We start from the raw sequence: 15,216 nt of genomic DNA, 5'->3' as shown, positions 1-15,216 counted from the left end.
TGCCGTACCGCCTACTTGCGGATCAGGCTGCGCAGCACGTACTGCAGGATGCCGCCGTTGCGGTAGTAGTCGGCCTCACCGGGGGTGTCGATGCGGACGACCGCGTCGAACTCCACGCCGGTGTCGGTGGTGACCTTCACCGTGCGCGGGGTGGTGCCGTCGTTCAGTTCGGTGACGCCGGAGACGGAGAAGGTCTCCTCGCCGGTCAGGCCGAGGGAGGCCGCGTCCTGGCCCTCGGGGAACTGCAGGGGCAGGACGCCCATGCCGATGAGGTTCGAGCGGTGGATGCGCTCGTAGGACTCGGCGATGACGGCCTTGACGCCGAGCAGCGCGGTGCCCTTGGCGGCCCAGTCGCGGGACGAGCCGGAGCCGTACTCCTTGCCGGCCAGGACGACCAGCGGGATGCCCTGCTCGATGTAGTTGCGGGAGGCGTCGTAGATGAACGACACCGGCCCGCCGTCCTGCGTGAAGTCGCGGGTGTAGCCGCCCTCGGTGCCCGGCGCGATCTGGTTGCGCAGGCGGATGTTGGCGAACGTACCGCGGATCATGATCTCGTGGTTGCCGCGGCGCGAGCCGTAGCTGTTGAAGTCGCGGCGCTCGACGCCGTGCTCCGTGAGGTACTTGCCCGCCGGGGTGTCGGCCTTGATGGCACCGGCCGGGGAGATGTGGTCGGTGGTGACCGAGTCGCCCAGTTTGGCCAGCACGCGGGCGCCGGAGATGTCCTCGACCGGGGCCGGCTCCATGCCCATGCCCTCGAAGTAGGGGGGCTTGCGGACGTAGGTGGACTCGCCGTCCCACTCGAAGGTGTCGCCGGTCGGGATCGGCAGCGCCTGCCACTGGGCGTCGCCGGCGAAGACGTCGCTGTAGGACTTGGTGAACATGTCCTCGCCGATGGCGTTGGCGACGACGTCGTTGACCTCGGCCTCGGAGGGCCAGATGTCCTTCAGGAAGACCGGGTTGCCGTCCTGGTCGGTGCCCAGGGCGTCCTTGGTGATGTCGACCTTCATGGAGCCGGCGAGGGCGTAGGCGACGACCAGCGGCGGGGACGCCAGGTAGTTCATCTTGACGTCGGGGTTGATGCGGCCCTCGAAGTTCCGGTTGCCGGAGAGGACCGAGGTGACGGCGAGGTCGTGGTCGTTGACGGCCTTGGAGACCTCGTCCGGCAGCGGGCCGGAGTTGCCGATGCAGGTGGTGCAGCCGTAGCCGACGAGGTTGAAGCCGACCTTGTCGAGGTACGGGGTCAGGCCCGCCTTGTCGAAGTAGTCGGTGACGACCTTGGAGCCCGGGGCGAGGGTGGTCTTGACCCACGGCTTGCGGGTCAGGCCCTTCTCGACCGCCTTCTTGGCCACCAGGGCGGCGGCGACCATGACGTACGGGTTGGAGGTGTTGGTGCAGGAGGTGATGGCCGCGACCGTCACCGCACCGTGGTCCAGCTCGTAGGTGGTGCCGTCGGGGGCGGTCACCTGGACCGGGTTCGACGGGACGGAACCGGTGCCCTGGCCGTGCTGCGGGGCGCCGGCGCCGTTCTCCTCGTGGCCGTAGGCCGGGGCGTCGGAGGCCGGGAAGGACTCGGCGCTCGCCTCGTCGACCACCGAGGTGGCGGCGGCCGGCGTCCGGGCGACGGGGGCCTCGACGTAGTTCAGGACGTCCTTGGCGAACTGCTGGGCGGCCTCGGCCAGGACGATGCGGTCCTGCGGGCGCTTCGGGCCGGCGATCGACGGGACGACCGTGGACAGGTCCAGCTCGAGCTTCTCGGAGAAGTCCGGCTCGGCCGTCGGGTCCAGCCAGAGGCCCTGCTCCTTGGCGTAGGCCTCGACGAGCGCGACCTGCTGGTCGGAGCGGCCGGTCAGGCGCATGTAGTTCAGCGTCTCGTCGTCGATCGGGAAGATCGCGGCGGTGGAGCCGAACTCCGGCGACATGTTGCCGATGGTGGCGCGGTTGGCCAGCGAGGTGGCGGCGACGCCCTCGCCGTAGAACTCGACGAACTTGCCGACGACGCCGTGCTTGCGCAGCATCTCGGTGATCGTGAGCACGAGGTCCGTGGCGGTGGTGCCGGGCTGGAGCTCACCGGTGAGCTTGAAGCCGACGACGCGCGGGATCAGCATGGAGACCGGCTGGCCGAGCATCGCGGCCTCGGCCTCGATGCCGCCGACGCCCCAGCCGAGGACGCCGAGGCCGTTGACCATGGTGGTGTGCGAGTCGGTGCCGACCAGGGTGTCGGGGTAGGCCTTGCCCTCGCGGATCATGACGACGCGGGCCAGGTGCTCGATGTTCACCTGGTGGACGATGCCGGTGCCGGGCGGGACGACCTTGAACTCGTCGAAGGCGGTCTGGCCCCAGCGCAGGAACTGGTAGCGCTCCTTGTTGCGGCCGTACTCCAGGTCGACGTTCTGCTTGAAGGCGTCGTTGGTGCCGAACTTGTCGGCGATGACGGAATGGTCGATGACCAGCTCGGCCGGAGCCAGCGGGTTGATCTTCGCCGGGTCGCCGCCGAGCTCCTTGACGGCCTCGCGCATGGTGGCGAGGTCCACGACGCAGGGCACGCCGGTGAAGTCCTGCATGATCACGCGGGCGGGCGTGAACTGGATCTCCTGCGACGGCTGGGCCTGCGAGTCCCAGCCGCCGAGGGCGCGGATGTGGTCGGCGGTGATGTTAGCGCCGTCCTCGGTGCGGAGCAGGTTCTCCAGCAGCACCTTCAGGCTGTAGGGAAGGCGCGCGGAGCCCTCGACCTTGTCCAGCCGGAAGATCTCGTACGACTCGTCGCCCACCTGCAGCGTGCTGCGGGCGTCGAAGCTGTTCGCCGACACGACAGTCTCCTTCATTTATGTGCGCGTACCACCGCATCCTGCCGCCACGCCGCCCTGGCCGGTCCGCTGAGGCAAGGCTAAGTTAGGGTACCCTTACCAGGGTGGCGGCTGCGGTGCGCCTCGGCAGATATCTCGATGTCGAGATAACTCTAGTACATGGGGCCGGGCTGGTCATGCCCGGGCCTGGTGTGGCGTGCACCCCACCCGAGTGACCCGGGCGGCCATCCCTACGCCGAACCGGGGTATCCGACTTGCGCCGGGACCACCCGGCGCGACTCGGAAGGGGGCAGCACGATGCCACTCACGTTCCGCAAGAGCTTCCGGATCCTCCCGGGAGTACGACTGAACATCAACAAACGTTCGTGGTCCATCACCACCGGCGGCGGGAACGGCCCGCGCCACACCCGCAGCAGCACGGGACGGCGTACGACGTCGATGGATCTGCCGGGGCCCTTCGGCTGGCGCCGCACGACCACCGCCAAGCGCCGCTGAGGCTCCTCGACGCCGGCTCACCCGAACGGACCCCCCAAGAGGCGCCATCTCATATCTGAGATAGCCTCAACCTCATGGCAGACGACTACCTCGTACGCATCGGCAAGCTCATCCGTGACGCCCGGCAGCACCGCGGCTGGACGCAGTCACAGCTTGCGGAGGCGCTCAACACCAGTCAGAGCGCCGTCAACCGCATCGAGCGCGGCAACCAGAACATCAGCCTTGAGATGATCGCCCGCATCGGCGAAGCGCTGGACAGCGAAATCGTCTCCCTGGGCTACGCGGGTCCGATGCACCTGCGCGTGGTCGGCGGCCGGCGCCTCTCCGGGGCCATCGACGTCAAGACCAGCAAGAACGCCTGTGTGGCCCTGCTGTGCGCCTCGCTGCTCAACAAGGGGCGCACGGTGCTGCGCCGGGTCGCCCGCATCGAGGAGGTCTACCGCCTCCTGGAGGTGCTCAACTCCATCGGTGTGCGCACCCGCTGGATCAACGACGGCACCGACCTGGAGATCGTGCCGCCGGCCGAGCTGGACATGGAGGCCATCGACGCCGAGGCGGCGGTGCGCACCCGCTCGATCATCATGTTCCTGGGCCCGCTGCTGCACCGCATGGACCGCTTCCGGCTCCCCTACGCCGGCGGCTGCGACCTCGGCACGCGCACCATCGAGCCGCACATGATCGCGCTGCGCCGCTTCGGCCTGGACGTCGCCGCGACCGAGGGCCACTACCACGCGGTGGTCGACCGGAGCGTGCGCCCGGACCGCCCGATCGTGCTGACCGAGCGGGGCGACACGGTCACCGAGAACGCCCTCCTCGCCGCCGCCCGGCACGACGGCGTCACCGTCATCCGCAACGCCTCGTCGAACTACATGGTCCAGGACCTGTGCTTCTTCCTGGAGGCCCTGGGCGTCAAGGTCGAGGGCATCGGCACCACCACGCTGACCGTGCACGGCCTGCCGGTCATCGACGCGGACGTGGACTACTCCCCCTCCGAGGACCCGGTCGAGGCGATGAGCCTGCTGGCCGCCGCCGTCGTGACGGAGTCGGAGCTGACGGTGCGTCGCGTCCCCATCGAGTTCCTCGAGATCGAGCTGGCGGTGCTCGAGGAGATGGGCCTCGACCACGACCGCACGCCGGAGTACGTCGCGGACAACGGCCGCACGCGCCTGGTGGACCTCACCGTCCGGCCCTCCAAGCTGGAGGCGCCGATCGACAAGATCCACCCGATGCCGTTCCCCGGCCTGAACATCGACAACGTCCCGTTCTTCGCGGCCATCGCGGCCTCCGCGCAGGGCAAGACCCTCATCCACGACTGGGTCTACGACAACCGCGCCATCTACCTGACCGACCTCAACCGCCTCGGCGGCCGCCTCCAGCTCCTGGACCCGCACCGCGTCCTGGTCGAGGGCCCCACCCGCTGGCGCGCCGCCGAGATGATGTGCCCGCCGGCCCTGCGCCCGGCGGTGGTCGTCCTGCTGGCGATGATGGCGGCGGAGGGCACGTCGGTGCTGCGCAACGTGTACGTCATCAACCGCGGGTACGAGGACCTCGCGGAGCGGCTGAATTCGATCGGGGCGCAGATCGAGATCTTCCGGGACATCTGAGAGATTCGTCGGAGAGGGCGCCGTCATGCCCCGGCCCACCTGGTGGCTTGAGGGAAGCAAGGTGGCGGCGCCTTGATATTCCGTCGGTCAGACGTTGGTGTCGCCCCGCTTGGGAAGCAGCGGCGTCAGGAAGCGGCTCGGTTCACCGTGCCAGGTGATGGCGAGCGCGTCACGGGCGCGGGTCGCCGCGACGAAGAGCAGTGAGCGCGCCCGGTGCAGTTCGCGCTGGTGGCGGCTTGGGTCCGTGCGTTCCCAGGCGTCAACGGAAGCGCGCGGCACGAGTCCGTCGGACACCCCGGCGATGATCAGACAGCGGTACTCCAGTCCCTTGAAGCGGTACATGGTGCCGATGTGGACGCCCTGGTCGCCGCGCGGCCCGTCCGGCGTGATCTCCGTCGGAGTGATGCCGCGCCGGGCGAGGCGTTCGGCGAGCTGGGTAACCATGTCGTTGGTCGGGGCACAGATCGCCGTGGACTCGCGGGGCACGTCGTGCCAGGCCCGCAGCTGTTCCACGACAAGGTCCATCTCCTCGTCCCAGCTGCGCGCACCGCGCAGCGAAGGCGCCAGGCCATGCAGGACCGAGCGGTACCCGGCGAGGGTGTCGGAGTCGCCGTCCAGGTCGTCGTAGTCGGCGTCGCCCAGTACCCGGATCGCGTCGCGGAGGATCTCCCGGGTCGTGCGGTAGCTGAGTGTCAGCCGGGAGGACCGGCCGCGGATGTGCACGCCCAGGCTGCCGAGGGTGACCTGGTTGTCGTAGATCCGCTGGTGGGTGTCGCCGACGAGGAAGATGTCGTCCGCCTCGGACGGCACCATGGCGCGCAGCATCTTCCAGTGGGCGGCGCTGAGGTCCTGGGCCTCGTCGACCACGATGTGCCGGTACCGGTAGCGCAGCCGGGCTCCCGAGCCGGCCTCGACGTGGAGGTTGTCCAGGCCGCCCCGTTCCTCGCGTTCCTCCGACCTCTTGTCGATCCTGGCCTTACGGGCCGTCTCCAGCCGCGCGGCCCGCTCCGCGACCTGGCGGTGGGTCTCCAGCCCTTTGGTTTCCAGCCGCTGGGTGAAGCGTTCGGCGAGCTGCCAGATGCCGGCGCGCTCGGCACGGGTGACGCTGCGTCCCCGTCCGGCGCGCCGGACGGTGAAGTAGTCGCTCCGTGAGGTCACGGCCTGGCCGAGGATGACCTGGTTCCACTCGTCGCTGAGGAACTCGGCGCTCCAGCGGGTCTCTCCCGACTCCACCAGCAGCTCCCGCCACTCGCGGAGCGCCGCCGTGTCGTCGATGCGCCGCTTCGCGTTGCCCGGGTCGGCCTCGCTGACGACACGGGTGGCGAGCAGGTCGACATGGGCGATGTCGACCCGGGCCAGTACGTCGGGGCCACCGAGCGAGAGGAGCCGGGCCCGCAGGTCGGCGGCGAGGTTCCGGTTGAAGGTGGTGAGCAGGACGGGCTTGGTGTGGCCGGGAGGGAGCTTGCGCACCAGGTGGCACACGCGGTGCAGGGCGACGATCGTCTTGCCCGTCCCCGGCCCGCCGCCGACCCGGGCGGGGCCGGAGTAGCGCCGGTGGACCAGCTTCCCCTGGGTGGGGTGGAGGAAGATCTTCCACCGCCCGAAGTCGCCCTCCTCCAGGATGCTCTGCAGGGATTCGTCGTCGGTGATCACCACGGTCTGGGAGCGGTCGACGGCCGCCTGCCAGTCGCCGGTGTCGAGGTTCTTCTCCGGCTCGGTCACGGCGACGGGCGCCGTGACCTGTTCCATGACTACGTCGTACGGGACGCCGTCGCGCAGCCGCAGGAGCACTTCCCCGGTGTGGCGGGGCGCGTATTCGGCGAGGCCGAGCAGTTCGTCGTCCGTGGTGAGTTTCCGGACGACCGGGATGAGCGGTTCGGCGACGCCGAGGTCGGCGAGCTGCTCATCGGTGTACGCGGCGAAGAGAGGCTTCTCCAGCCGTTCCTGCCGGTCCGGTTCCGCAGCGGGAGCAGGCGTGGGCGTCGGAGCCGGGACGGCGGGAGCGGCGGGCGGCGTGAGTTCACGTCGCAGCACGCTCTCCTCGACGACCTGGAGGTCGACGTACTCGATGGCGCCGGTGACGTGGTTGATGCCGTAGTTGAACCTGTCCAGGTTCTTGTGGACGTGGCTGCGGTGCTTGACCGAGACGAGGAGCCAGTCGTCACCGCCGAGGCGGATCATCAGGGCCCGCCACTCGCGGTTGACGCGTGCCGACCAGAGCCGGTCGTGGCCCTCGAGCTGTTTGAGGCCGAGCCCGCCGGCGTCCGGGTTGCGGCGGAAGTCGTGCTGGAACTTGTAGAACGCCCCCAGGACCGCGCGGTCCAGTTTGACGATCTCCTTGTCGGCCTTGTCGAGCAGGCGGAGGGTCACGCCCGTCCTGGGCGCCCCGGTGACCGTCATCGTGCGTTCTCCTCGTGATCGTTCGTCGCCCTGCCGGCGTCCGTGTCGCCGCTCACCTTTCCGGCGGGTTCGTCCAGGTCGCCGCTCACCAGCCCGGCGAGTTCGCCGGCGTCCCATTCCGTGGCGGTGCGGACCTGCCAGCCCGCGTCCCGGTAGGCGAGGTCCCGTTGTTCGGCGTCGATGTCCCGGCCGGTGGCCGGGTCCGGCCGGTGGGCGAGGACGACGCCCACGCGCCGGGCGGGCCAGGCGAGTTCGGCGGGCCAGGCGGCCGCTCCCAGCTCGTAACCGGCCTCCGGCGCGGGCAGGCCCCGGTCGGCGAGGGTCCGGGCCAGGGCGGGCAGACCGGGCTCCTCCACGAGGAACTCGATGACCTCGTCCCACGCGGGGTCGCGTACGGCCGCGGGGGCCTCCTCGCCGTGTCGCCGCTCCCCCTGCGGCTGCTGTCCGTTCGCCGTGCTTGCTTCCCCCGCGGGTTCGTGCTCGCGCCGCTGGGAGGTGAGCCATCCGGCTCCGCCGGTGACCGCCAGCTCCGCCGGGTCGAATCCGGGCAGCATGCCGGCCGTGAGCTGGACCCCGTCCCCCTCACCCGCGTCGAGGAACTGGAGCAGGTTGCTCCAGTAGAGCCATGCCTGCCAGCGTCTGCGGTGGGCGGCTTCGTCGGCCGTGACCGTGTCCGCGTTGTCGTCGAGGACGGTCAGCGCCGTCCAGACCGCCCCGGTCTGTCCCCGGCGCAGGTCGAGTGCGATGGTGAGCGGACACCCCGACGCGTCCCGGGTCGCCATGACCTGGACGGCGCCCTGTCCCCTGGCCAGCCGCCGCCCGCGCAGCGCCTCACCGATCCGGTGCCCGATCTCCTCGCCGTCGGCCAGGGCCCTGCTGGTCGCCGACACGGCGGCGAAGCCCGCGAGCGCGCTCTGGGTGCGGCGCCGCCACGCGTCGGGGTCCGGGTCGGTGAGGTAGCCGATCAGCGTCTCGACCGGGTTGGCCCACACCAGGCGGGGCAGGTCACGGGTGTCCCCGGCGTGCATGCGCCGGTGGACGTCCATGGCCGTCTTCTGCGCGGTGTTCGGGTACGGCTTCCACACCGGGTCGGCCTGCGGTCTGGCCTGTCCCGCCCAGGCCTGTACGTCGTCCCAGGTGAGCTGGAACACCTGCCAGCCCTCCGCGCGCAGCCGGGCGCGCTTTTCCGCGTCCGTCTCGGCGACGAGGTGCTCGGGGCTCGCGTGGTAGCGGTATCCGTCGAGGTAGACGGCGATGCGGCGGTCGTCGTCGGTGCTGCGGAAGACCACGTCCGGCCGGGTGAAGCCGAGCGGGGTCTGGGTCTCCATCTGCCAGCCGCGGACGGTTCCGTCGGGTGCGGTGAAGCGCAGGGTCGTGTCCCTGGTGCCGTCGGCGGTGAGCGCGGTGCGGACGCTGACCTCGTCCATCCGCTCGGCCCATTCCAGCAGCCCGCGCCGGAAGAGCGCCTCCAGTTCGCTCTCCACCTGGTGCACCAAGGTGATGTCGCGGGTGGTGGCCACCGGTGTGACGCTCCACCCGTCGGGGGTGCGGCCGAACAGGTCGCCGAGCATGTCGAGGGCGTGCTCGCGGGAGACGAGTTCGTACTCGCTGTCGGTGACGTGCCGCAGCAGGCAGCGGTGGCACGCGGGCCGGCCCTGTCCCACGCACACGCAGGTCTCGATCACCTGGCGGGCCTCCTCCAGGACGCCCTTGAGGCCGTCCTGGCCGGAGAGGCGGTGCAGGTAGCCGGTGCCGCCGGGCAGCGTGTCGTACAGCACCAGGAAGTGGCGGCGGTGCGCGCTCTCGCCGCCTTCCTCGGGCATGGAGTCGGTGACGACCTCCAGGTGGTCGGGGTCGCCGCCGTAGGCGCGGGCGATGCCGGCCAGCAGCAGGGCCTTGAAGGAGGCGAGTCGTTCCCGGGTGTGCGCGGTGACGGCGGGGATGAGGACGCGCAGGGCGTCGGTGCGCAGTTCGTGGGCGAGCAGCACCCGCTCGCCTCGCCGGGCGGTGTCGGCTCCGGCGCGCCTCCTGCGGCACCAGGGCCGGTGGTACTTGCCGTACGCGGACGGGTCGCCGGAGTCGTGTGCGGCGGGCCCGCCGTCGGGGTCGGCGAAGCCGCACGCGTCGCAGACCCAGAAGGGGTTGAGGCGGACCTCCTGTCCGGCGAAGGCGGTGTCCGTCCCGCCGTCCACCCGGACGGCTCCGGTGTTGATGTGGCGGATGCGCGCCTGGCGGGTGAACTCCCACCCGAAGGTGGCGTGTTCGTGTTTCCACGCCTGTTCGACGTCGCGCGCGTCGATGTCGACGGCCGGGACGACGGTGTAGTGCCGCTGGTCCCGGTCGTCGCGGTCGTCGCGCACGCGGACGTCGTCGCGTTCGTCCCGGGAGGTGACGCGGCGCGGCACGAGGACCTTGTGCAGGCAGCCGACGTCCCCGATGGCCGCGGACCGGCAGCGGGGGCAGGGCGAGGAGTCGGTCTCGGCGCGGTGGGTGCGGACGTGGCCGCAGTCGGGGCAGACGCGCCACCAGGTCCAGGCCGGGCGGCCGGGGCTGCCGATGTCCAGTCCGGTGATCCGGTGTTTGTAGCCCTGGGCGTAGTAGTGGTTGCCGGGGGCGAACTCGGTCAGGGCGAGGCGGGCGGGGCGGCTGTGGCGGAGGGTCTTGCTGTGGTGTTCGCGGGTGCCGTCGGCGCTCTTCTCGGTCCAGGTGAGAGTGGCCTCCAGCTCGGTGGCCGTGTCGATCAGGCTGTAGTTGGGCAGCAGGCCGAGGTCGACGAGGGCGCCGTGCGCGGTGGTGCGGGCCATCTCGCGGGCGACGCGTCCCACGTCGCGCCGCTCGGCGCGCAGTTCGCGCCCCTGTCGTTCGTGGTCGGGGTCGCCGGCGACGAGCAGTCCGTGGGCCCGGTCGATGGCCTCGGTGCGGCGCTGGAGGTCGGCGCGGCGGTCCTCCCAGCGCCGGCACGCGGCTTCCAGGGCGCCCTTGAGGCCCTCCTCGCCGGGGTCGGTCGCGTAGGTGACGAGGGCGGCGCGGGCCTGTGGGCTGACGCCGATGCCGCGGCTTTCGTCGTACGGCGGGAACAGGTCCAGGAAGTCCGCCACGAGCCGCCCCCCGTCGGCGAGCGCGGCCTCGGCGAACTCGGCCTGCCAGGCCGAGGTCCCGAACAGATCGGTGGCGCGGCCGGGCAGCGGCCGCAGGGGCGTGCCGTCGGGGGCGGTCAGGCGGCCGGCGCCCGCGAGGTCGAGGAGGTGGGCCAGGTACTGGCGGCGCAGGATCTCCACCGCCGACAGGTAGCAGCCGGGCGGCAGCACGTCCCCGGCGATCATGAGGCGGGGTTCTTCGAGGTAGTAGCGGTCGCGCGGGCCCCGGTCGACCATGGTGAGCAGGTACGCGTTGCCGGTGGAGCGGCCCGCCCGGCCCACGCGCTGGATGTAGTTGGCCGGTCCCTTGGGCAGTGAGGCGAGGACGACGGCCGACAGGTCGCCGATGTCGATGCCGAGTTCGAGGGTGGGCGTGCAGGAGAGCACCTGCGGGTTGGCGTAGTGGACGTCGGTGCCCTCGCGGAAGGCCTTCTCGACGGCTTCGCGCCGGGCGCGGCTGAGGGTGCCGGTGTGCTCGGCGGTGTTGATGGTGAAGACGCCGGCCTCGCGGTACATGCGCCGGTAGAAGTCGTCGGTGAAGTCCCGTTGCCGCAGGCCGCTGTCCAGGTCGCGGCCGGTGCCGAGGACGCCTGAGCACCGGTAGCGGGGGCACGGCTGTCCGTGCCACTGGTCGGCGTGGTCGGGGTGGATGGTCTGTTCCCAGAAGCAGCGCGGGCAGTGCGCGGTGGCGTCGGGCAGGACGTCGTCGGCGAGTCGGCGGACCTGGATGTGGCCGGGCTGGAGCCCGTAGACGCGGGTGGCGCCGTCGAGCGCGGTGCGTGCGGAGAGGATTCCGGCGTCGGCGAGTGCGGGCAGCAGCCGGGTCAGGAAGGGGGCGGCGGCCTCCCGGCGCAGGCCGAGGGCGCGCACGGCCCAGTCCTGGTACCAGCCGAGCCGGCCGGTGAGCACGTCGAAGTCGTCGCTGCCCTGTTTGGGGCCGCCGAGGAGGAAGGCGGGCGCGGAGACGCCGGGAGGGAAGGCCGGCATGCCGGTCTCGCGTCCGCCCCAGATCGCCCACCGGCGCACCCCGGCCTGGTCGAGCCAGGGGTCCAGCCAGGCGTGCCGGACGGCGCCCCGGACGCGCAGCCGTTCCAGCAGGCCCTTGACGAAGCCGACGTACCGGTCGGGGCCCGGCGCGGACCCGTCGGGCAGGGCGATCTCTCCCGGGGTGGTGAGCAGCAGTTCCCGTACGAGGTCCGCCACGGCGTCCGGTTCCGGGAGGGGCACGTCGGCGGCGACGGTGCGGGTGAACTCCAGGGTGCGGCCCTGCCGGGAGCGCAGGCCGAACTCCATGACGGTGGCGAACGCCAGGCGTTGCGCGATCAGCTCCCAGGTGGCCTTCGAGCCGCGGCTGCGGCCGGAGAGCAGGGTGTCCACGCCGCGGATCAGGTGCAGGTCGGGCGGGATGACGGCGGCCTGGACGGCCTTGCTGTCGACGACGTCCGCGATCAGGTCGGCGGCCAGGTCGTTGAGGGTGATCGGTTCGTCCTCGTCGATGCGGCTGGCGAGCAGGGCGCGCAGCGAGAACGTGTACGAGCGGCTGGCGACGTATCCGGCGCGGTGGGCGGCGTCCTGGACCGAGTCGTTGAAGAGGAGGGTCTTGTTCTCGCGGAGGTTCTTGTCGAGTTCGCCGCCGGTGAAGAGCTGGGTGATGGAGGCGGCGGCGAGCGCGGCGAGCCCGGTGCCGAGGTAGCGGATGGAGTTGAAGGTGCGGCAGGCGGGGCACTGGTCGCGTTCCGCGGCCCGGTCGCCGTCGAGGTCGACGTGGACGAACGCGGCGTTGTGCGGGGGCCTGGGCCGGCGCGGTCCCGTGCCGTTCACCTCGGGGGTGAAGTCGGCCTCGGGCGACAGGGGCCGCAGCCGTCCGCCGGTGCCTTCCAGGACCATGACGGCGGGCCCGCCGCGCCGGCGTTCCTCCCCGGCCGCGAAGGCGGCCTCGTGCGCTTCCTGCGGGGTCGCGGCGATCATGTTGCGCACCCGGCGCTTGTCGCGGCTCATGGAGGCGCGGCGGATCTTCGTGGCGGTCAGGTCGAGTTCGGCCGGGTCGACCTCGGGTGAGTACGCGGCCCACCCGGAGCGCCCGCACTCGCGGCAGAACACGGCGGGCAGGAAGACCTCGGCGGGCGGCGGGGCGCTGTCCCCCGCCGGCACGGCGGCCCGCTCGACGGCGTCCAGCGGTACGGCGGGCCCCTCCCCGTCGTACGGGGAGGGCCGGGCGGCCGGGCCCTGGTCCTTGCGGGCCAGTACGCCGCCGGGGGTCACCCGTTCGTCGTCCCAGCGGAACTCGGCGCGGGCCGCGCCGATGCCCCGCAGCACGCGGGAGACCGAGCGCACCCAGTGGTGGATCTCGATGGACAGCAGCGGCCGGCCGGGGTGCTCCGGGTCGCGGGCGTACGACAGGAGGGCGACGTAGCGGGCGAGGGCCTGGGCGGCGACGCGCGGCCTGAGCTGCACGGCCATGCCCCAGTGGTAGGCGTAGCGGGGCAGCACCTCGGTGATCTCGGTGAGGGTCTTGGGTGCGCCGTCGAGGATCTCCAGGACGGCGGCGGTCAGCCGGTGGCGGCGCAGGACGGCCCCGAGTTCCTCGGGGGTGGGCCCGCTCAGGCCGGTGAACGCGGCGACGAGGGCGTCCATGGCGCCCGGGTCGCGGGTGGGGTCGCCGAGGTCGGCGACCTCCTGGGGCGAGGGGAACGGCAGGCTGAAGTCGCTCTCGCCGGTGAAGTCCTTGGTGGAGCGCCGGTCCTCGCCGACGACCGCCTCGGGCGGGAACGGTACGCCGAAGACCTGCTCGGCGACCTCCAGCATGCCCGGGGCGCCGCCCGTCCGTCCGGCCGGGCCCCGTCCGTCCGCGCCGGGGCCGTTCTCGCCGAGGGTGGCCGACGTGGCGACGGGGCAGACCGGCCCCAGCGGGCGGCCGGGCCGCGCGAGCCCGGTGACGGAGCCGAGCCGGCGCAGCAGCATGGCCACGTCCGTGCCCTGGGCGCCGTCGTAGGTGTGGAACTCGTCGAGGACGACGTACGCGAGCGCGGAGTCCTGCCACAGCCGCTGGTCCTCGGGCCGCTGGAGGAGCAGGTCGAGCATCTTGTAGTTGGTGATCAGGATGTCCGGCCGGGTGCGCCGGATCTCGTCCCGGTCGACGGCGATCGCGGGGTTGGCCCGCTTGAACTCCTGGGACGGTGTGTCGCCGATGTAGAGCGCCGCCCGGACGCCGGCGTCGCGCAGCCGGGTGTCCTTGGCGTCGTCGAGCCGCCTGCCGATGCGCTGGGCCTGGTCGGTGGCGAGCGCGTTCATGGGGTAGAGCAGGACCGCCTTGACGCCGTCCCGGCCCGCCTCGCGTTCCCGCAGGCAGTGGTCGAGGATCGGGACCAGGAACGACTCGGTCTTGCCGGACCCGGTGCCGGTGGTGACGAGGGTGGGCCGCGCCGGGCCGTGCAGGGTGGACAGCCGCTCCCAGGCCCGCTCCTGGTGCCGGTGCGGGGTGAAGTCGCGGGGCCACCAGGTCAGGTGCCGCTGCCAGGCGTCGCCCTCGGCGCTGCGGAAGGGGGTGCGGACGCGGAGGTAGGGGCCGCGGAAGACGCCGTCCTCGGCGTCGTCGAGGAAGTTCTCCAGGGCGCGGCGGGTGCTCTCGTCGGCCAGCGCGTACGTCGTCGCGAGGTACTGGCTCAGACTGGCCCGTACCTGGTCGGCGGCGAGGGTGGGACGCACGCGCGGTCCTCCTTGGTGCTGGTGGTGCCGGTGGGGGCCGGGCAGGCCGGTGCCGCCCGTTCACCGCCCCTACGGTAACGGGGGCGGACGGGCGGCTCCGGGCCCGGATCACTTGCCGAGTTTGCGTCCCACGTACGCGATGCGCAGGGTGCGCTCCTCGTGGAGCAGCCGGAAGTGCATGCGGCCCGGCGACGGCAGGAAGTCGCAGTGCCAGTCGAACAGGCGGCTCTCGCCGTCGTCGTCGGGGAACCAGCACAGCCGCCGACGCATCTCGAACTCGGTGCGGACGTAGGAACGCCACTGGGGAGCGATGGGCCGACGGACCGGGTCCCAGTCGCTGACCGCGTCCTGGAGTTCTCCGAGCCGCTCGCCCACCGGCTGCACCCACACCTCGGGCAGTTCGGTGAAGTGCTGTTCGGCGAGCCGCGTGAACTGGAGGCGGGGGAAGAGATCCGCCTTGATGTTCCAGAGTTCGGCACCGGACCGCAGGCCCTCGACGGCCTTCTGCCGGACGGCGTCCGCGCCGCGCCGGATCCACGACAGGTGGGTGTCGACGTGCTCCCGCCCGGCGGCGTGCAACACCTCGACCTCGGTGAGCGCGGAGCCGCCGTCCTCGTCGTCGAGGAGTTCCTCCCGGACGAGGGTGAGCCGGTCGGCGTCCCAGCACGGCTCGACGGGCAGGGACACGGCGAGGCCACCGGTCAGGTGCGCCGCCCCGAGCCCGTCGACCGGCTGTCCGTCGTGCCGGTACTCGACGTCGGAGTGCGTCTCCCCCTCGGGGAAGGCCTCCCGGTGGGGCCACTTGGTCTGCATCTGGAGAAGGCGCACCCAGAGGTCCCTGGCACCCGGGGTCCCGCACCACTTGCCGATGGCGTGGCCCTGGGCCAGCTGTAACGCGTTGACGGGCTCCCGGGAGAAGAGCCGGGTCCCCGCCCGGTCCTCCCTGGCCACCGCGAGCACAGCCCTGACCATCTCGGTCATGGCGCGGTTGACCCGGGCCGGATCGGCCGTCGTCTCGCAGGACTTCTCGTTCAGGAACAGCTGCGGCACGTCTCCCCCTCCGCGATGGTG

The 15,216-nt window shown here is 71.8% G+C and carries 6 protein-coding genes; 2 read left to right on the top strand and 4 right to left on the bottom strand.

Going from position 1 to position 15,216, the window contains the following annotated elements:
- Window positions 1–11 precede the first annotated feature (11 nt).
- Window positions 12–2,807 carry an aconitate hydratase gene (locus tag AC0VYN_RS09720; RefSeq protein ID WP_475535626.1) on the bottom strand — a complete coding sequence of 932 codons (2,796 nt, stop codon included), beginning with the start codon at window positions 2,805–2,807 and terminating at the stop codon, window positions 12–14.
- A gap of 294 nt (window positions 2,808–3,101) precedes the next feature.
- Here AC0VYN_RS09720 and AC0VYN_RS09715 point away from each other — a divergent pair, with 294 nt between their 5' ends.
- Window positions 3,102–3,299, top strand: coding sequence for a DUF4236 domain-containing protein (locus AC0VYN_RS09715; RefSeq protein WP_385473300.1), 198 nt, complete (start codon window positions 3,102–3,104; stop codon window positions 3,297–3,299).
- Window positions 3,300–3,373: 74 nt separating this feature from the next.
- On the top strand, window positions 3,374–4,903 hold the full coding sequence (locus tag AC0VYN_RS09710; protein ID WP_475535625.1) for a helix-turn-helix domain-containing protein: 1,530 nt from the start codon (window positions 3,374–3,376) through the stop codon (window positions 4,901–4,903).
- Window positions 4,904–4,990: 87 nt separating this feature from the next.
- On the opposite strand, the gene AC0VYN_RS09705 is transcribed toward AC0VYN_RS09710, so the two are convergent.
- The 3 genes from AC0VYN_RS09705 to AC0VYN_RS09695 form a co-directional block, all read right to left on the bottom strand.
- On the bottom strand, window positions 4,991–7,303 hold the full coding sequence (locus tag AC0VYN_RS09705) for a UvrD-helicase domain-containing protein (RefSeq protein WP_475535624.1): 2,313 nt from the start codon (window positions 7,301–7,303) through the stop codon (window positions 4,991–4,993).
- Window positions 7,300–14,145 carry a DEAD/DEAH box helicase gene (locus AC0VYN_RS09700; protein ID WP_475535623.1) on the bottom strand — a complete coding sequence of 2,282 codons (6,846 nt, stop codon included), beginning with the start codon at window positions 14,143–14,145 and terminating at the stop codon, window positions 7,300–7,302. The genes AC0VYN_RS09705 and AC0VYN_RS09700 overlap by 4 nt, the downstream gene beginning before the upstream one ends.
- Before the next feature lie 108 nt (window positions 14,146–14,253).
- Window positions 14,254–15,195 carry a hypothetical protein gene (locus tag AC0VYN_RS09695; RefSeq protein WP_475535622.1) on the bottom strand — a complete coding sequence of 314 codons (942 nt, stop codon included), beginning with the start codon at window positions 15,193–15,195 and terminating at the stop codon, window positions 14,254–14,256.
- Window positions 15,196–15,216 lie beyond the last annotated feature (21 nt).

The sequence above is a fragment of the Streptomyces sp. 63XJN7_1_ISO-PGPR-S23-121 genome, from assembly GCF_056173025.1.
Note: the sequence above shows the minus strand (reverse complement) of the source record. Positions and strands in the feature narration are given on the sequence as shown.